Raw genomic sequence first — 18,380 nt, forward strand, 5'->3', positions numbered from 1 at the left:
GCCGCCGCCCTCCTGGTTGCCGCCGGCTCCGCTTTCGCCAACGGCAGCGACCACTACGGCTCGAACAACACCTATTCGAACGTCGACAGCTCCTACACCGCTTCGGTCAAGGCTGACGCTGCCAAGCATGACTTCGGTACGATCGCGAAGCCGGTCACCGACGGTGCCCCGCGTCTCGGCGGCAACAGCTAATCACCAACCGAAACATCAACTGATCATCCCAATTGGAGATACGAAAATGAAGACCATTGCTCTCACCGCCGCCGCCCTCCTGGTTGCCGCCGGCTCCGCTTTCGCCAACGGCAGCGACCACTACGGCTCGAACAACACCTATTCGAACGTCGACAGCTCCTATACCGCTTCGATCCAGAATGGTTCGGCTTCCTCGCAGGAAACCGTGAAGACGGTCACCGACGGTGCTCCGCGTCTCGGCGGCAACAGCTAATCTGGCAGCCGGCGCCAGCCGGCATCCAGCCTCAAAAAGCGGTGGGCTTGCCCGCCGCTTTTTCTGTTTATATGGCAACCTGGAATAGTCTTCTTGTGACTATCTCCGACCAGACTCCGATTTCTATCAACATCTGACACTCGGCTCACGAAATTCCGCGCATCGCAGTGTCGGATTATCCGAGGATAAATTCACCTCCCCTCACCCCCTTGAAAACAAACATCTTTGCTTGTTGCTGTGAAGATCACGCAAAACTTCAAGAGGCAATCATCACATCGCGATAAACATTCTTGTGATGGGAACCTTTGGCCATCTGTTTTCATTTATGTCTTGTCCGAACGACGCGATGACCTCCCAAGAAACACGCCGCTGACGGACGGAAAAAACCCGAACGTTGGAGTTTGAAAATGAAGACCCTTGCCCTTACCGCTGCCGCTCTTCTGGTTGCCTCTGGCGCCGCTTTCGCAGGTAGCGACAATTTTGATGCCTATGCCGGCTCGAATCCCTATGCGACGACTGTCGATACGGGACACACCGCCTCGATCGCCACCCACAGTGTTGCTGCCGAGTGGCTAGGTGGTGGCAAGCTGAGTTCCGCCGACAAGGCCGACCAGGCAGCCATCGACTATCGGGTTGACCATTTCGGCAACCGCTGACAGCTGGCTTTATCCGAAATGCGAAAAGCGGTGGGCTTGCCCGCCGCTTTTGTTTTGTCGCAACCCGTTTGACCTGCGGCGAGTTTCGGTGCGCAGGAAAACCAGTTGCATTTCACAATCAGCCACCGTATAACCAGTTGCAAATAACAATCGGTTATAGGAGCTTGTGATGTCCAAACTGGTGGTTCGCGCATTCTCGATTTCGCAGGATGGTTACGGCGCCGGGCCGAACCAGAGCCTGGAAAACCCGCTCGGTGAGAATGGCGAAAAGTTGCATGAATGGTTTTTCGAAACCGACACCTTCCAGAAGATGGTTGGCCAGCGAGAGGGATTGAAGGACGTCGACAATGAATTCGCCATGCGCAGTTTCGACAATCTTGGTGCCTGGATTCTCGGCCGCAACATGTTCGGGCCCGTACGCGGTCCATGGCCGGACGAAAATTGGAAAGGCTGGTGGGGCAACAACCCGCCCTATCACGTGCCGGTGTTCGTGCTGACGCACCACCCCCGTGCGCCCATCACAATGGAAGGCGGCACAACTTTCCATTTCGTCACTGGCGGCATCGAGGACGCGCTAGTGCAAGCCAGGCAAGCGGCGGCGGGCAAGGATATCCGGATCGGCGGCGGCGTAGAGACGCTGAAGCAATATCTCAAGGCGCGGCTCATCGACGACCTGCATCTCGCCGTCTCGCCCTTCCTGATGGGTTCCGGCGAAAACCTGTTCTCGGATATCGACCTTGCGGCGCTTGGCTATCGCATCACCGATCGGGTGCTGACGAAAAAAGCGACGCACCTCACTGTCGCCAGAGACGACAACTGACATCGGCCTGTCAGGCGTTCAAAATACAAGAGGGCCGCGCAGCCCTCTTGTTGTCCGTAGTTTTGGCCAGCCTCAAGCGGCCTTGGCTGCCGCTTCATAGTGAGCGAACGAGCGACCATCCGCGTCGAAGATATGCAGGTCCTCGGCACTGGCGGTGAGCTTCAGGCTGCTGCCCCGCTGTACTTCGACATTGCCTGGCAACTTGGCGGTAAGCGGCTGGTCACCACGGCCGATATCGACATAGACCAGTTGCACTTCGCCAAGCTGTTCAATGTAGTCGACCTTGCCTTCGAACAGGTAGTCCGAACCCGTGGCGATGGAGAGATCTTCCGGCCGCACGCCGAACGAGATTGCCGCCCCCTGCGCGCCGGCCGGCGTTGCGATCGGCACCGAAGCCTTGCGGCCGTCGACATGGCTGATTGAGGTCGAAGCTCCCGACTTTTCAACCGTCGCCGGCAGGATGTTCATGGCAGGCGAGCCGATGAACTGCGCGACGAACAGGTTGCCCGGCCGCTTGTAGAGTTCCATCGGGGTACCGACCTGCTCGATATGGCCGTCCTTCAGCACGACGATGCGGTCGGCCAGCGTCATCGCTTCGACCTGGTCGTGGGTAACGTAGATCATGGTGGTGTTGGGCATCGATTCCTTCAATTTGGCGATCTCGATGCGGGTAGCGACGCGCAGGGCAGCGTCGAGGTTCGACAAGGGCTCGTCGAACAGGAACACCTTTGGATTGCGAACGATGGCGCGGCCAATGGCGACACGCTGACGCTGACCACCAGACATCGCCTTGGGCAGACGGTCGAGATATTTGGTCAATTGCAGGATCTCCGCGGCCTGCTTGACGCGGCGGTCGATCTCTTCCTTCTTCTCGCCAGCGATCTTCATGCCGAAAGCCATGTTGTCGTAGACCGTCATATGCGGATAGAGCGCGTAGGACTGGAAGACCATGGCGATGCCACGCTTCGACGGCGGTACGTCGTTGACCCGCTCGCCGGCGATGTTCAAATCGCCCGAGGTGATTTCCTCAAGGCCGGCGATGGAACGCAGCAAAGTGGATTTGCCGCAGCCGGACGGACCGACAAACACGATGAACTCGCCCGATTTGATGTCGAGGTCGATGCCGTGAAGAATGTGGATGTTGCCGTAGGACTTCTTCACCTGCCTGAGGGTCAGATCGGCCATTGTTTCCTCCCTTTTGTTCTGTCGGCTCAGGCAAGACGCCCGAACCAGGCTCCATAACCGCCAAGGCGAAGCTTGCCGGTCCCCGACTGCGAAGAAAAACCATGCCCCGGCAAAGGTTGCAAGGAACGTCCGCCACCGAGATCCACTTCGGTGATGCTGTTGCCGAGATTGAAGGCGCAGACGATGCGTTCATTGCCTTCCTGACGCGAGAAGACGACGACGTCACCCTGCCCCTGCACGAACTCGATGTCTCCCTTCGCCAGCGCCGGATGGGCGCGGCGGAAGGCAAGGAAGCGGCGATAGTGCTGGAGCAGGGAGGTGCTGTCGCTTTCCTGGACATTGACGGCCTTGGACAAATGTTCGCCCGGTACCGGTAGCCATGGCTTGGCGCTCGAGAAACCGCCATTGGCTGATGCGGCTTCCCAAACCATGGGCGTGCGGCAGCCGTCGCGGCCCTTGAATTCCGGCCAGAACCGGATGCCGTACGGATCCTGAAGGTCCTCGAAGGCCAGATTGGCTTCGCCGAGACCAAGCTCCTCGCCCTGATAGATACAGGCGGAGCCGCGCAGCGACAGCAGCAGGGCCGACACGACCTTGAGATAGGCAACCGGGTCAGCCTCGCTGGTGGCCCAGCGCGAGGCGTGGCGCACCACATCGTGGTTGGAGAAAGCCCAGCAGGACCAGCCGTCGCTGGCGACACGGCCGAAGGCTTCGAGCACGGCGCGCACTTTGGCGGCACTGATCTTTTCGGGCGCCAGAAAATCGAAGGAATAGCACATGTGCACGCGCTTGCCGCCCGCGGTGTAGGCAGCGACCACCTCCAGCCCACGCTGGGAGTCGCCGACTTCGCCGACGGCCGCGGCCGCCGGATATTCATCCAGCAGGGAGCGGAAGCGCTCGAGGAAACCAAGGTTTTCCGGCCGGCTCTTGTCGTAGATGTGGTCCTGGTAGTTATAAGGGTTCACCGACGGCGCGGTCTGGTCATTGCGCTCTTCCGGCGGAAGCGCCGGATTGTTCTCCAGGCCCTCGCTGTGGAAATAGAAATTGATCGTGTCGAGACGGAAGCCATCGACGCCGCGCTCCAGCCAGAAACGGGTGATGCCGAGCAGCGCGTCCTGGACCTCCCGGTTGTGGAAATTCAGGTCCGGCTGCTCGGAGAGGAAGTTGTGCAGGTAATATTGCTGGCGGCGGGTGTCCCACTGCCAGGCTGAACCACCAAAGATCGACAGCCAGTTGTTGGGTGGCGTGCCGTCCGGTCGGGCGTCGGCCCAGACATACCAATCCGCCTTCGCATTGTTGCGGCTGGACCGGCTTTCGACGAACCAGGGGTGGATGTCGGCGGTGTGCGACAACACTTCGTCGATCATCACCTTGAGGCCGAGACGATGAGCCTCCGCCACCAGCGCATCGAAATCCGCGAGCGAGCCGAACATCGGATCGACGTCGCAATAGTCGCTGACGTCGTAACCGAAATCCTTCATCGGCGATTTGAAGAAGGGCGATATCCAGATCGCATCCACCCCCAGTGAAGCGATGTAGCCAAGCCGGGCGGTGATGCCCTTGAGATCGCCTATGCCGTCGCCATTCGTGTCCTGGTAGGAGCGCGGATAGATCTGGTAGATCACCGCGCCGCGCCACCAGTCGCGATCGACCGCCGGCATGGCTGCCTTGGCCATGCGCTGCACCGCTTGCTTCACCATCAACCTCCTTTTACCGAACCTGCCAGCAGGCCACGCACGAAGTAGCGCTGCAATGAGAAAAACACGATCAGCGGCAGGATGATCGTGATGAAGGCGGACGTCGTCAGGATGTCCCAGTCACCGCCACGCGATCCCAACAGCGCGTTGAGCTTGCCGGTGAGCACCAGCTCGTTGGAGCCGGTCCCCAGGAAAACCATCGCCACCAGAAGATCGTTCCATACCCACAGGAACTGGAAGATGGCGAAGGAGGCCAGCACCGGGAAGGACAGCGGCAGAACGATCTTCATGAATATCTCGAAATCGCTGGCGCCGTCGATGCGAGCCGATTCCATGATCTCGCGCGGCAGGCCGGCGATATAGCTCCTGAGCAGGTAGATGGCGAAAGGCAGACCGAAGCCCGTATGCGCAAGCCATATACCGAGATAAGTCTTGGAGGGAACGCCGAACAGATTGCCGACGCCATTGTACATTTCAAGCAACGGGATGAGCGCCATCTGCAACGGCACGACCAGCAGGCCGATGATGACGGCGATCAGCAGCGCGCGCCCCGGAAACCGCATCCAGGCCAGGGCATAAGCGGCGAAAGCGGCAATCATGATCGGGATGATCGTCGCGGGAATGGTCACAGTCAGCGAATTCAGGAAGGAACGGCCGACGCCCTCTGAGGTCAGCACGTTGCCATAGTTCTCGGTCGTGAACCTTGGCGGGACGGTCGACGAGAAGTAGACGCGCTGGCCGCGCGTTCCTTCGAACTTCTTCGTGGAGGATTGCACGTAGCTGCCGTCGGCGTTGATCTGCAGCGTTTCGCCCTCGCCGAGATCGGCCGTTGTTCCAACCTGGAACTTGGTCGGCTCCTGGGCGCGGGCACCGAAAGCCGAAACCTGGCTGGTGCTCGGATTTTCAAAGACATTGCCTTCGATGATGAACTTGCCGTCCTTCTCGGTCTGTTTGTCAGGCGCGGCCAGGCGCACCTGCTGCACCTGCGTCGAACTGAAGAAGGAAGCCCACCAGCCCGAGCCGACGATCTGGTCCTTGTCGCGCAGCGATGTGACCAGAATGCCGAGTGTCGGGATCGTCCAGACCACGACGAAAAGCAGTGCAGCGATATGGACCCCCCAAGTGCCAAGGGAAGACCGACCCGCCGATTTGCCGCTTGCCTGCGCCATCTCACAAGCCCTCCCGGTTTGCCTGGCGGATGTTCCAGATCATGATGGGCAGGACGGCGATCATGATGATGACCGCAATGGTCGCGCCCTTGCCGAAATCACCACCGCCCCGGAACATCCAGTCGAACATCAGATTGGCGAGCACCTGGCTGTTCCATTGCCCGTTGGTCATGGTCAGCACGATGTCGAAGACCTTGAGCACCAGGATGGTGATGGTGGTCCACACCACGATGATCGTGCCCCAGATCTGCGGGATCATGATCTTCCAGAATATCTGGAAAGGGTTGGCGCCGTCGATGACGGCCGCCTCGATGGTCTCCTCCGGGATGCCGCGCAACGCCGAGGAGAGGATGACCATGGCGAAACCGGTCTGGATCCAGATCAGGATGATCATCAGGAAGAAGTTGTTCCAGAACGGCATCGAGATCCATACCTGCGGATCACCACCGAGCCACTGCACGAGTGCATTGAGTGCGCCGATCTGCACCTGCCCCTCGCCGCGATATTCGTAGATGAACTTCCAGATCACGCTCGCGCCGACAAAGGAGATGGCGAGCGGCAGGAAGATCAGCGATTTGGCGATCGTGCCCCACCAGATCTTGTCGGTGAGCACGGCGATGACAAGGCCGAGGAAGGTGCAGGCGGCCGGCACGACAAGCAGCCACAGCAGATTGTTGAAGATCGAGTTGCGGAACTGCCCGTCGCTGAATGCCCATTGGTAGTTCGCGAGCCCGACGAAACCATGACCCGACTTGTCCTGGAACGAGGTGATGAGCGTGCTGATGACAGGATAGATGAGATAGGTGACCAGGAGGATCAGTGCCGGCCCGATGAACAGCCAGGGCCGGATCAGTCCCTGCCGGCGCAGATTGTCGATCGCCGCCTGGCCGCTGACGCCCCTTGAGGGAAAGATGAGATCGACAAATTTGTTGGCGCCCCAGAAATAGGCGACGCAGCCGCCGACGCCGATAAAAATCACAAGAATGGCCGAAAAGATCTGTGCCGCCATGGGTTCCTCCCCTCGCTACGGATCCAGAGCAATTCCAGCAAAAGTGCGCAGCGGTTTTGCGACCGGAATTGCGTAGAAACAACAGTCAGAGTGTTCCCGCGTTTCCGCGAAAAGCGGAAACGCTCTGTGCCAGCGCCAAGACCGGGCAGCGCAGGCACGCCACCGGACCGTTGCCGTTTCCCCTTCCCCGACCTCGTATCCTCAGGCCGATCCGGGGCCAATTTGCCCGGACCGGCATGCCTTGGGAGGCCGCACTCCTGGATTACTTGATACCGTCCCAGCTCTTCTGGATATCGGCCGCAACCGCGTCGGGAGCCTTGCCGCCGACCATGTCGATCATACCGGTCCAGAACGAACCGGCGCCGATCTTGCCGGGCATCAGGTCCGACCCGTCGAAACCGAAGGTCGAAGCGTTCAGCAGCACCTCGCCTTCACGCCTTAGGATGTCGTTGGCATAAGCTTCCGGCTTCGTTGTCTTCAGAGCCGAAAGGAAGCCGGACTGCGCCATCCAGATCTCATGCGACAGTGGCATCTTCAGGAACTCGATGAAGGCGCGGGCCGCCTTGGAGTCCTTGGTGACCATCGCGAAAGTGCCTGCGCCCAGCACCGGCTTGCCGAGGTCTGCGTGAGCTGCCATCGGCGGCAGGTAGAAGAAGTCGGCATCTTCGCCAAGTTTCTTGCCTTCCGGGAAGAAGGACGGGATGAACGACGCCATGCGGTGCATGTAGCATTTCGGCGGTACGCTGAAGAGACCCTTGGGTGAATCGCGGAAGTCTGTCGCCGCGACCGCGGCGGTACCGCCATCGACCATTTTCGGGTTCTGCACGATGTCGTTGAAGACCTTCAGGGCGTTGACGACCTGCGGATCGGTGAACGGAACCTCGTTCTTGGTCCACTTGACATAAACGTCGGGCTTGACCGTGCGCAACATGATGTCTTCGACCCAGTCGGTGGCCGGCCAGCCGGTGGCACCGCCGGAGCCGAGACCGATGCACCATGGTACACCGCCGTCGGCAATGATCTTTTCGGAAAGAGCCATCATGTCTTCCCAGGTCTCGGGGACCTTGTAGCCGCTCTCCTCGAAATTCTCCGGCACGTACCAGACCATCGATTTCAGGTCCTGTTTCCAGGGATAGGCAAAGAACTTGGCGTTGCCATCCTTGTCCTTGTAGGTGCCGAGATCGACCCAGCTTTGGCCGGCGCCGTAATTGTCCTTCACATAGGCGGCAGTGGCATCGTCCAGCGGCGTCAGCATGCCCTTCGACGCGAGATCCTGGATAAGACCCGGCTGCGGAAGAATGGCGATGTTGGGTGGGCTGCCGGCCTGCGTGTCGATGACGATCTGCTGTTCGTAGTTTTCTGACGAGGAATAATTGATGGTCACTCCGGTCGCCTCGCGGAAGTAATCCAGGACGGACTGGAACTGCGTCTCGTCCGGACCTCGCCACGGGCCGAAGACGGTCAGCGTCTCGCCCTTGAGATCGACTTTCTTCAGGTCCTCGTAATTGGCCCAGTTGAATTTGGAATCCTCGCCAGGCTTGAATTTCAGCTCGGCGGCGTGTGCAGGCACGGCAAGGGCCAGCGCGGCAAACGCCGTGCCCAGCAACAAAAGCTTCTTCATCTGCAATCCTCCCTCTGGATCGGATACCGACGGAACCTCCATTCCGCCGCCGACGTCACCTGACTGTGCCCGAGCCCGGAAAGGTCTGCAACCTTCCGAAACCGGCATTCAAAGCGCTTTGGCTTTACGCATCTCGCCACCGAAACCAGAAAGAGTCAAGGGTGGCGACAATTAATCGATTTAAATGACTGAAACATGGCGTGAAAATCGCATTGCAGCATGGTTTTTCGGCATTGCAGCAGCAAATTCGCTTCAAAGCCGCATCACTTGGACCTAATGTAGTCCTCTTTGCAGACTTGGCCGACAAGGCCGAGAAGGCTCTCCAAGCGCTTTGGGAGGCGCAATTGAACCTCAAGCAGCTATCGCAGATGCTGGAGCTGTCTCAGACCACGGTGAGCCGCGCGCTGAATGGCTATCCCGAAGTCAATGAGCAAACACGCCGGAGGGTCGTCGACGCCGCCAAGCGCCACGGCTATCGTCCCAACCCCTCCGCGCGTCGACTGGCCACCGGCAAGACCGGCATGATCGGCTACGTCCTGCCAACGGGTTCGGCTGTCGACATCGACCCGCATTTCGTCGAGTTCCTGTCCGGACTGGGCGACTATGCCCGCGCGCATGAACTTGACCTCGTGCTGTCGCCCGCCGATGCCGAGGAGCAGGAAACCACCTATCGACGTATCGTGGCCAACAAGCAGGTGGACGCCGTCTATGTCTCCTCGCCGCGCCCGCAGGACAGCCGTGTCGCCCTGCTCGACACGCTCGGCCTGCCCTTCCTGGTGCATGGGCGCAGCGACGGCTTCGATTTCGACTACCCCTATCTCGACATCGATAATGAGGGTGCGTTCCATGAAGCAACCCGTCTGCTGATACAGCTCGGCCACCAGCGTATCGCGTTGATCAATGGCGACGACAGGGAGACATTCGCAATACACCGCGAGCGTGGGATGCGGCGCGCGCTATCCGGCAGTGGTCTCGTCTTACCCGACCATCGAATCTCTTCGACCGTGATGACCGAAGAAAATGGCTATCGCGCAGCTCGACGCCTGCTTGAGGGCGATGCTGCACCGACGGCTATCCTGTGTTCCAGCCTCATCATGTCGCTGGGCATCGCACGGGCGGTTCGTGAGCTCGGTCTCACCATACCAGGCGACCTGTCGCTGATTGCGCATGACGACGTGTTCTCCTGGCTGAAGCCGGAGAATTTCTCGGTGCCGCTGTCGACGACCCGCTCCTCGATCCGAGCTGCGGGCGCCAGGGTGGCGGAGCGGCTGATCGCGCGACTGTCCGGCCTGGAGGATGGCGCGCGCGGCGAGGTCTGGCCCGTCGACCTCGTTGTCAGGGGATCGATCGCCGGCGCGCCAGCCGGTACGTGACCCTGGCTCTAGCGCCCGGGAGCCGGCCAGATATCCGCCGGCAACGACGCGGCGCGCACGCTGGCGGCAAGCGCCTGCGCCCCGTTTGCCGCGAGCTGTGATGCCGCCGCCTGTTTGCGACTGATGACAAGGCCGTTGGCAACGGCATTCCGCCGCGAAAACAACCTCCTGATCCAGTGCGAGCGAGCGCCGCGAGCCGATGAAAACCGTGCCGGCTTGCCAGAGTGCGCGATATGGTCGGCGACGACATCTGCCCAGCCCTCGACGAGCCTCGCCCCCGGCTCCAGGAACAGCAACCAGTCGCCCTTCGCCGCGGCGATGCCGGCGCCGATGCCGCCAGCTGTCAGATGGCGGCAGCCCGCGTGCTCGGCCACCTTGGCGGTCTGATCGGTCGAGCCGAGATCGCAGACGATCACTTCGCGCACCATGCCTTCGACGACACCGCCGACCAGCGACGCCAGGGTGCGCGCCAAGCCCTCTTCGTTGTTTCGCGTTTCGATCAGAACACTGAGCATTCCTGCCGAATAGCGGAAAGCCACGATCGGCGCCAGCCACCTTCATCCATCAGAGTTCTTGATTTGTTCTCAAAACAGAGATAGGAATAATTTCATGAGGACAGCGATTCGACGCCCTGCAGAGAGCCCCTGGGAAAGAGCCAAGATGGAACAGGTTGTGCGTGCCGACATTGCCGCTTTCGGCGCAGGAAGGGCAGAGATGGCGAATGCCATCCTTGACCAGAGCGGAATGCGCGTGCGCCCCGAGCGCAATCGCGGCCGCTCGGCCGGCATCAACCCCTCGGGGCGCTTCGAGCCGGTCAGCCGCCATGTCTTCGACGACGGCTGGGAGTCACTCGAGGAGTTGCCGCCGTTCAAGACCGAGGTGCAGGTGGAGAAGCCGCGCACCATCATCACGCGAAATGAATCGCCCGACATCTCCTTCGATCGGTCGATCAACCCCTATCGAGGCTGTGAGCATGGCTGTGTCTATTGTTTTGCACGGCCGACGCACGCCTTCATGGGTCTTTCGGCCGGGCTCGACTTCGAGGCCAAGCTGTTTGCCAAGCCGGACGCAGCACGCCTGCTCGACAAGGAACTGTCGAAGGAGGGCTACCAGCCACGCACAATCGCCATCGGCACAAATACCGATCCGTACCAGCCGATCGAACGGCAGTACCGGATCATGCGCGAAGTCCTGGAAGTGCTGGAAGCCCGCGGCCATCCTGTCGGCATCGTCACCAAATCTGCACTGGTGACACGCGACATCGACATACTGTCCCGCATGGCCGAGCGTGGCCTGGCCAAGGTCGCGCTGTCCGTGACGACGCTGGATCGCATGCTCGCCCGCACCATGGAGCCGCGCGCATCGACACCGACGAAGCGGCTGGAAGCCATCCGGCAATTGTCGGACGCCGGCATCCCTGCCTCCGTGATGGTGGCGCCGATCGTTCCCGGCCTCACTGACCCCGAGATCGAGCGCATTCTCGATTCCGCCTATGCCGCCGGTGCACGGGAGGCCGGATACGTGGTGCTGCGGCTGCCTCTGGAAGTCAGCCCGATCTTCAAGGATTGGCTGCTGCGTCACTATCCCGATCGCTACCGGCACGTGATGTCGCTGATCCGGTCGATGCGCGACGGCAAGGACTACGATTCGGAATGGGGCAAGCGCATGAAGGGTGCCGGCCCCTATGCCTGGCAGATCGGCCGGCGTTTCGAGATCGCCGCCAAGCGGCTCGGTTTCAATCTCGAGCGCCGGCAATTGAGGACGGACCAGTTCGTTCCGGCCGCGCGTCCGTTCGAGCAGCTGACGCTGCTGTAGACCACGATGGCAGGCTCGCCCTGCCGCTCTCCCGGGCACTGATACATGTGCTCGGGGCCAGGATCCCGTCCGGCCCTGTCCCCCGGCCGTCAGACGGTGCCCTCCGCCAGCTACCCCGGCTGGCCTGAGGGCTTGCGGAGAATCGGGACGGGTGCGAGTCTTCGCCGTATTATGGCTCGTATGCGTCCTGATTCTCCGCTCTTGTTCGAAATCGTCGAAAAGCCGGACTTCTCGATCGAGAAGAAGGCCATTGCGCAAGGCCTGTGGCCGGTTGCGGGCATGGACGAGGCGGGACGCGGGCCACTCGCAGGTCCTGTTGTCGCTGCCGCGGTGGTGCTCAATCCCGACGACATTCCCGAAGGCCTGGATGATTCAAAACGGCTGACACTGCCGCAGCGCGAGGCACTGTTCGAAGTGATCCTGGCCAAGGCGCAGGCAATCGGCATGGCCTCGATCTGTGCCGAGGGCATCGACGGCTCCAACATCCTGCGCGCGAGCCTGGAAGCGATGCGGAGATCGCTCAACGGGCTTTCACTACAGCCAAAGCTGGCGCTGGCCGACGGCCGCGACATTCCTCCAGGCCTGCCCTGCGAGGGCCGTGCGCTGATCAAGGGAGATCAACGCTCGCAGTCGATCGCGGCCGCTTCGATCGTCGCCAAGGTGATGCGCGACCGCATGATGACCGGCTGCGGTCGTCGCCATGAGCATTATGGCTTCGAGGTGCATATGGGTTACGCCACGGCGCGTCATCGCTCGGCTATCGCGGCACACGGCCCGCTGCAGCGGCTGCACCGGATCTCCTTTGCGCCATTTCGTCTCGATGCTGTAGCAGTTGAAGACTGAACACTCATTTGGAATGGCATGCTTTGAAAGCATTCCAACGACATGAAAAAAGCCGCCGGGTTTCCCCAGCGGCTTTTTAAATATCCATCGAGTGGACGGCTCAGTTGAGCTTGGACTTCACGTCCTGAAGCGAGCTCTTGAACAGATCGGCAGCAGCCTTGGCGTCGACCTTGCCTGCGAGAACGGTGCGGGCAGCCTCAACCGCCAGGTCGACCGCGCTGGCGCGAACCTCGGCAATCGCCTCGCGCTCGGCCTGGCCGATCTTCTGCTCGGCAACCGCGGTACGACGCGAGACATAATCCTCGGTCTTCTTGTGCGCTTCCTCGGCAAAGGCCTTGGCCTCGCGCTTGGCCGCCTCGACGATGTCGGCGGCTTCCTTCTCGGCTTCCTTGCGCTTCTTCTGGTATTCGGCCAGCAGCGCCTGCGCTTCTTCGCGCAGCTTGCGGGCTTCGTCCAGTTCGGAGCGGATCTTGTCGGCGCGGCTGTCGAGCGACTTCGCCAGCGTACCCGGAACCTTGAGATAGACCATGGCTCCGAGCAGGATGAACAGCGAAATCGTTGCCCAGACTGTCGCGAGAGATGTGGCGTCCATGACGGTTCTCCTCAGCGAGCGGCTTTGACAGCGGCAGCCACTTCGGCCTTGTCGGACTTGCCGACCAGGCTGTCGAGAATGGCGGTGGCGGTCGTCTCGGCGATCGAGCCGACATCCTTCATGGCGCTTGTCTTGATCGCGGTGATGCGCTCTTCGGCTTCGGCCAGCTTCTTCTCGAGGCCGGCTTCGACACTCTTGCGAGCCGTCTCAGCTTCCGCCTTGGCTTCGTCGCGGGACTTCTGGCCGATCGTGTTGGCGTTGGCCTTGGCCTCCGCCAGCTCCTGCTCATAAGCAGCAACCGCGGCATCCGCCTCGCCTTTCAGCTTGGCCGCCTGGTCGAGATCCTGAGCGATGCGGTTGGAGCGCACTTCAAGAATGCCGCCGAGACGCGGCATCACGACCTTCTTCAGGAAGATGTAGAACAGGCCGAAGGTGATCACCAGCCAGAACAGCTGCGAGGAGAAGGTGGCTGGATTGAAAGGCGGGAAGGTATTTCCGCCATGGCCGCCTTCGGCTGGCACTTCAGTGCCGGCGTGCGTCTGGCCTTGCGCGGCATGGTCGCCGGCAGCGGCAGGCGCGGCCTCTTCAGCATAGGCTGGTGTCACGAACATCTCGTGGTTCCTGTCATTCTTGCCCGAAAGTCAGGCCGGCAGCAGAACAGCCACCGGCCGGCATCAGGTCTGTATCAGCCGAACAGCGCCAGAAGGGCGATGAGCAGCGAGAAGATGCCCAGAGCTTCCGTCACGGCGAAGCCGAAAATCAGGCGGCCGAACTGGCCGTCAGCAGCCGACGGGTTACGCAGAGCGCCAGCCAGGTAGCTGCCGAAGATGTTGCCGAGGCCGATGCCTGCGCCGCCCATGCCCAGGCAAGCGATACCAGCACCGATGTACTTTGCGGCTTCAGCGTCCATTTCAATTAACTCCTTGATGAATCTGGATTACTTGGATTGGCCGGCGGGTTGCGCCGGGTATTCGTCAGTGTCCGCCCGGATGGACGGCGTCGTTGAGATACATGCAGGTCAACACCGCGAAGACGTAGGCCTGTAGGAAAGCGACCAGGATTTCGAGCGCGGTGATGGCGACCGTCATGATCAGCGGCAGCACCGCACCGGCAATGCCGACGGCACCCATCGAAGTCAGGGTCACCACGAAACCGGCGAAGACCTTGAGCGTGATGTGACCGGCCAGCATGTTGGCGAAAAGACGGACGGAGAGGCTGATCGGGCGCGAGAGGAACGAGATGACCTCGATCGCAACCACCAGCGGCAGCAGAACACCAGGCACACCGCTAGGAACGAACAGCTTCAGGAAGCCGAAGCCATGCTTGTAGAAACCGTAGAGGATCACGGTTCCGATCACCAGCGCGGCCAGCGCGAAGGTGACGATGATGTGGGTGGTGACGGTGAAGAAGTAAGGGAACAGGCCGAGCAGGTTCGCGGTCAGCACGAACATGAACAGCGAGAACACCAGCGGGAAGAACTTCATGCCGTGCGAGCCGGCTGAATCGCGCAGCATCGAGGCGACGAATTCATAGGACATTTCCGACACCGACTGCAGGCGGGTCGGGATCAGCGCACGTCCCGAGGTGGTCAGGAGAAGGAAACCCGACGCCAGCACCACGGTGACGACCATGAACAGCGCGGAATTGGTGAAGGAAACATCATAGCCGCCGATGTTAAGCGGAACGATGTTGTTGATGTGGAACTGATGGATCGGATCGACCTTGTCAGCTGCTGCCACTTTCTAACCCTCTCGAAAGCCACTTCAGGCTTTTTGCGTTCATGCCGGCTTCGGTACGAGGCCGCATTTCATTTCTTCGGTTCGTCCGGGCCTTTTCCGCCCTGTCCGAACTCGGCGATAGATCCCGCAGAGCGCAGCACATTCAATATGCCGGCTCCGAAGCCGAGCAGCAAGCCGACGATCAACCCCCAGGGCGATGAACCCGCCAGACGATCGATCATCCAGCCAAGCCCGGTGCCGACGGCAATGCCGGCAATGAACTCGCTCGATAGCTTGAAAGCCTGACCATACCCGCTGGTACGACCGGCATTCGCTGCTTCTTCCCCCTGGCCCCTGCCCGGATGCCTTGTCGCAAGACCTGCTTCAAGGGCGCGCCGGCGGCGCTCAAGATCATCGTCGTGAAAGCCCGGCTTGCCGTCGCCGCCTGTCCGTCCGGTTCCGTCTGGCTTATCGGCCATCGTAACCTCCCTACCCGGCCAAAACGTCGCCGTTCGCCCGCTTTCAAGTCGCGGGCAACATAGTTAGAGGCCATCCCCCCGTCAAGCCGAGGGGGAAGCTTTGTCGGCAAGTATTTTCTGCTGCTAAATCAATCAGTTAAGCAAGTGCGACATCGTGCCCGGCATGAAGTGGACAGGCAAGGGAGAGAATCCACCCCTTCGACCGAGCCCAACTCGGGTGTGCTGCGGTCAGCTCCAGCCGCCGCCATAGGTGCGATAGAAGATGTGCAGGCCGATCCTGGTCATCTTCTTCATCGCACGCGCCCAGCCAGGGCTCACATAGGCGGCGTAATAATGAGTCGAGGAACCGACTTCAGGCAGGAAGATCTTGCCGGCGGTGACGGCCATGCCGATTTCCTGCGCAACCTTGTAGTTCTGCGGCTCCGTGATGCGCTTGCGACGACCGTCGCAGGCGAAGGAGAACTGGCAGCGGTTCAGCCAGTCGTCATTCTGGTAGACGACGCCGCAGATCGACTTCGGATAGGCCGGATTGCGGACGCGGTTGAGGATGACCTGGGCGACGGCGGCCTGGCCGCGCAGCGATTCGCTGCGCGCCTCGAAATAGATCCCGTTGGCGAGGCATTTCTGCTCAGGCTGCGAGAATACCGAAGCCGGCAATGGGGTCTGCATCCAGGCATGGTCGCCTTTGCCCAGCGGTGGGATGAAACGTCCGCCGGCCGGCTTTTCATCCTGCAACAGCGCCTCGAAAGGCGATGCCTTTGCGTAGTCTGGCTCGGCAGGCGCGTAAGCAGTGGCAAGGACATCGGCGTTGTTGTTGTTGACGAGGCTTGCCAGCATCGTCGGCACGCCGTCATCCTTCTTCTTTTCTTCACGCAGGTGGAAAGCCGAAGCGATCTGGACTTCCTTGCCCTTGATGTCGGGCTTGGCGAAGGCGAGTTTCAACCCACTGTCCAGACTCGGCCGCAGCAGCGAGGACGTGCGCTGGAAAATAGAGCCGGCGGAAAAGTTCTTCGGCGGCGCGACGGGAGCGATCTTGACGATGCGGCCCTTCTTGTCCGCGCGTTGCACACGGCCTTCGTCGGAAACTTCTCCGGTCTTGGCGACCTTACCGCTGAAAGCGACGGTGCCGATACCGGGCAATTGAACGCCCGAGCCGGCGAGCGACCCGGTGACGGCATCCTTGTCGACGAAGGGCAATTCGGCCGCATGGATGGAGCCGGCGGCGGCCTTCTGCACATAGGCGTTCCAGCGGGCATTTGAGGATTCGAGGCCGGAGATCAGGCTGGTCATGTCCTGATAGGCAACCGCGGTGGGAAAACCGATCCAGATACCAAGACCAACGGCGAGTGGAGGCAGGAGGGAGCTTTTGCGGTCACCGGCGGCGGCAAGAAGCCGCTTTGCGATTCGTCGATGCACGGAACTCTCCAGGACGCTGATCAAAAGCCACTGGAAAACAAAATGAAGCATTAACCTTGATGGTCGGTTAACGATCGGCCGACCATCTGTCCGAAACCGGGACGCTTGCTGGGTGCTGCCGTCTCAAGCCCGCAATTCAGGCTTCAGCAGGATCGGCCAGGCAACCAGCGCACATGCCGCCGCGGCCATCCAGATGCCGGCCCAGGACGTTGCCGCCAGGAGATGGGGGATCGACAGCGGCACCAGGAAAAAGCCGATGAAAACCAGTGTATTGGCAAGGCCGAGCGCGCTTCCGGCATGGTCGGCACCGGCCAGCGTGGCAATCTCGGCATAGGCGACGCCATGCCACGACGAGACGCTGATGCCGGCGAACACCAAAGTGGCAACGAGCGCGGCGGCAAGCCCCATGCTGCTTACCGAAGCAATACCGGAGAGCATGACCAGCAGCGCCAGGACGGCGAAGGCGATCCCACTCAACAGTGCGCAGAAACGCAGATAGGCGCGGCGGTTGCGATGGCGGTCGGTCCAGCGCCCACTCCAGACGCGCATCACCATTGCACCGATCTGGACAGCAGCCAGTGATGCACTGGTGACGAGCGTGCCGATGCCGGCAAAGTCGTGCAGGAACACCGTGGTGAAGGTCAGCACCGCCACCTGCGGAAAGCAGAGAACGCCGACGGCCATGGCAAGACGCCAGATGGCGACACTACGCAAGGGAGCGGTCGCGACCTTCGCCGAAGACAAAGCAGGCTTCGCCGCCCGATGCGACTGCGGCTCATGCAGCCAGAGCCAGGCAAAAAAAGTGCAGACCGCCGCTGCTACGGCCAGCACTGCATAGACCGCCGCGAAGCCAAGGGCTTCGGCCAGCGACGGCAGCAACAAGGCGCCGAGACCGCCGCCGAGCGGAATCGCGGTCTGCCGGATGCTCATGGCGAAGCCGCGTTCGCCTTCGCTGAACCATGCCATGATCGCGCGGCCGCTGGAGCCGTTGACGCTTCCGCCAAGCAGGCCGACGACCAGCATATTGGCGGCCAGGAAAGGAACTGTCGGAGCATAGGCCTGCGACGGCACGAGCCAGGTGAGCATCAGCACGAGCCAAACCACCAGGGAGCCGAGCCCGGCCAGCAGCACGCGACGATCACCCCAGCGATCGGTGAGCAGGCCCCAGGGCAATTCACTGAGGGCAACACCAAGACCAAGACAGCCCAGCACCAGGCCAAGGTCGGAATTGGAAAGATAGTAGTCGCTCCGCATCGCGACGGCGGTGCTGGGCAGGCCGGCGAAGATCATCGAAAAGCAGGCATTGGCGGCGACGCCGACACCCAGCACTTTCCAGCGATGGCCCGCAGCAAACTGCGGACCAGTGGTGAGGCTATCCGCTACGGCGCAGGCGCCTGCTTGCGGCGAGAGGTGGTCTATCGACATTCCCGGTGTCCTTGTTTCGGCATGCCGCCCGACAGCGGCCTTGACGAAACCTGACTACACCCATAGCTTCATCCGAAAAATCAGGAAGTTTTTGACAAATAGTCCTGAAAACCGGGA

20 protein-coding genes are annotated in these 18,380 nt (G+C 61.1%); 7 read left to right on the plus strand and 13 right to left on the minus strand.

What is annotated here, in order from left to right:
• The 4 genes from ACFWYE_RS19670 to ACFWYE_RS19685 all read left to right on the plus strand — a co-directional run.
• Positions 1–192, plus strand: a 192-nt coding sequence (locus ACFWYE_RS19670; protein ID WP_379113708.1) for a hypothetical protein, incomplete at its 5' end; no start/stop codon positions are given.
• Positions 193–238: 46 nt separating this feature from the next.
• Positions 239–445, plus strand: coding sequence for a DUF680 domain-containing protein (locus ACFWYE_RS19675; protein ID WP_379062121.1), 207 nt, complete (start codon positions 239–241; stop codon positions 443–445).
• A 407-nt stretch (positions 446–852) separates the two neighbouring features.
• Positions 853–1,101, plus strand: a complete 249-nt coding sequence (locus ACFWYE_RS19680) for a DUF680 domain-containing protein (RefSeq protein ID WP_379062123.1) — start codon at positions 853–855, stop codon at positions 1,099–1,101.
• Positions 1,102–1,270: 169 nt separating this feature from the next.
• Positions 1,271–1,921, plus strand: a complete 651-nt coding sequence (locus ACFWYE_RS19685) for a dihydrofolate reductase family protein (RefSeq protein ID WP_379113710.1) — start codon at positions 1,271–1,273, stop codon at positions 1,919–1,921.
• A 72-nt stretch (positions 1,922–1,993) separates the two neighbouring features.
• Here the strand turns inward: ACFWYE_RS19685 and ACFWYE_RS19690 are convergent, their stop codons facing one another.
• The 5 genes from ACFWYE_RS19690 to ACFWYE_RS19710 form a co-directional block, all read right to left on the minus strand.
• The gene (locus ACFWYE_RS19690; RefSeq protein WP_379062129.1) at positions 1,994–3,106 is read right to left on the minus strand and encodes an ABC transporter ATP-binding protein; all 1,113 of its coding nucleotides are present in this window, start codon (positions 3,104–3,106) and stop codon (positions 1,994–1,996) included.
• Between the two features lie 26 nt (positions 3,107–3,132).
• Positions 3,133–4,782: an alpha-glucosidase gene (locus ACFWYE_RS19695; protein ID WP_379113939.1), complete on the minus strand. Its 1,650-nt coding sequence runs from the start codon at positions 4,780–4,782 to the stop codon at positions 3,133–3,135.
• A gap of 23 nt (positions 4,783–4,805) precedes the next feature.
• Positions 4,806–5,972 carry a carbohydrate ABC transporter permease gene (locus ACFWYE_RS19700; protein WP_379113712.1) on the minus strand — a complete coding sequence of 389 codons (1,167 nt, stop codon included), beginning with the start codon at positions 5,970–5,972 and terminating at the stop codon, positions 4,806–4,808.
• A 1-nt stretch (position 5,973) separates the two neighbouring features.
• Positions 5,974–6,981: a carbohydrate ABC transporter permease gene (locus ACFWYE_RS19705; RefSeq protein ID WP_379113714.1), complete on the minus strand. Its 1,008-nt coding sequence runs from the start codon at positions 6,979–6,981 to the stop codon at positions 5,974–5,976.
• Between the two features lie 262 nt (positions 6,982–7,243).
• A complete protein-coding gene (locus ACFWYE_RS19710; RefSeq protein WP_379062136.1) occupies positions 7,244–8,602 on the minus strand; it encodes an ABC transporter substrate-binding protein in 1,359 nt (452 codons plus the stop codon).
• A 344-nt stretch (positions 8,603–8,946) separates the two neighbouring features.
• Between ACFWYE_RS19710 and ACFWYE_RS19715 the strand changes: the two genes are divergently transcribed.
• Entirely contained in the window at positions 8,947–9,975 is a 1,029-nt protein-coding gene (locus ACFWYE_RS19715) for a substrate-binding domain-containing protein (protein WP_379062138.1), read from the plus strand.
• A gap of 8 nt (positions 9,976–9,983) precedes the next feature.
• Here ACFWYE_RS19715 and ACFWYE_RS19720 read toward each other — a convergent pair whose 3' ends face one another.
• Positions 9,984–10,448 (minus strand): glycosyl transferase family 2, encoded by a 465-nt coding sequence (locus ACFWYE_RS19720; protein ID WP_379062140.1) that lies wholly within the window; start codon positions 10,446–10,448, stop codon positions 9,984–9,986.
• Positions 10,449–10,635: 187 nt separating this feature from the next.
• Between ACFWYE_RS19720 and ACFWYE_RS19725 the strand changes: the two genes are divergently transcribed.
• Positions 10,636–11,790: a PA0069 family radical SAM protein gene (locus tag ACFWYE_RS19725; protein WP_379062142.1), complete on the plus strand. Its 1,155-nt coding sequence runs from the start codon at positions 10,636–10,638 to the stop codon at positions 11,788–11,790.
• A gap of 171 nt (positions 11,791–11,961) precedes the next feature.
• Positions 11,962–12,633: a ribonuclease HII gene (locus ACFWYE_RS19730; RefSeq protein WP_379113716.1), complete on the plus strand. Its 672-nt coding sequence runs from the start codon at positions 11,962–11,964 to the stop codon at positions 12,631–12,633.
• Positions 12,634–12,733: 100 nt separating this feature from the next.
• Here ACFWYE_RS19730 and ACFWYE_RS19735 read toward each other — a convergent pair whose 3' ends face one another.
• The 7 genes from ACFWYE_RS19735 to ACFWYE_RS19765 form a co-directional block, all read right to left on the minus strand.
• Positions 12,734–13,225 carry a F0F1 ATP synthase subunit B gene (locus tag ACFWYE_RS19735; protein ID WP_379113717.1) on the minus strand — a complete coding sequence of 164 codons (492 nt, stop codon included), beginning with the start codon at positions 13,223–13,225 and terminating at the stop codon, positions 12,734–12,736.
• An 11-nt stretch (positions 13,226–13,236) separates the two neighbouring features.
• On the minus strand, positions 13,237–13,836 hold the full coding sequence (locus tag ACFWYE_RS19740; protein WP_379113718.1) for a F0F1 ATP synthase subunit B: 600 nt from the start codon (positions 13,834–13,836) through the stop codon (positions 13,237–13,239).
• A gap of 74 nt (positions 13,837–13,910) precedes the next feature.
• Positions 13,911–14,135 (minus strand): F0F1 ATP synthase subunit C, encoded by a 225-nt coding sequence (locus ACFWYE_RS19745; protein ID WP_006206606.1) that lies wholly within the window; start codon positions 14,133–14,135, stop codon positions 13,911–13,913.
• Between the two features lie 64 nt (positions 14,136–14,199).
• Positions 14,200–14,964: a F0F1 ATP synthase subunit A gene (locus ACFWYE_RS19750; RefSeq protein ID WP_379062151.1), complete on the minus strand. Its 765-nt coding sequence runs from the start codon at positions 14,962–14,964 to the stop codon at positions 14,200–14,202.
• A gap of 68 nt (positions 14,965–15,032) precedes the next feature.
• Positions 15,033–15,422 carry an AtpZ/AtpI family protein gene (locus ACFWYE_RS19755; protein WP_379113720.1) on the minus strand — a complete coding sequence of 130 codons (390 nt, stop codon included), beginning with the start codon at positions 15,420–15,422 and terminating at the stop codon, positions 15,033–15,035.
• Between the two features lie 228 nt (positions 15,423–15,650).
• A complete protein-coding gene (locus ACFWYE_RS19760) occupies positions 15,651–16,838 on the minus strand; it encodes a cell wall hydrolase (protein ID WP_379062157.1) in 1,188 nt (395 codons plus the stop codon).
• Between the two features lie 123 nt (positions 16,839–16,961).
• Positions 16,962–18,263 carry an MFS transporter gene (locus ACFWYE_RS19765; protein WP_379113722.1) on the minus strand — a complete coding sequence of 434 codons (1,302 nt, stop codon included), beginning with the start codon at positions 18,261–18,263 and terminating at the stop codon, positions 16,962–16,964.
• Positions 18,264–18,380 lie beyond the last annotated feature (117 nt).

Origin of the sequence: Mesorhizobium sp. NPDC059025 (assembly GCF_042739655.1) — a bacterium.
Taxonomy (GTDB): domain Bacteria; phylum Pseudomonadota; class Alphaproteobacteria; order Rhizobiales; family Rhizobiaceae; genus Mesorhizobium.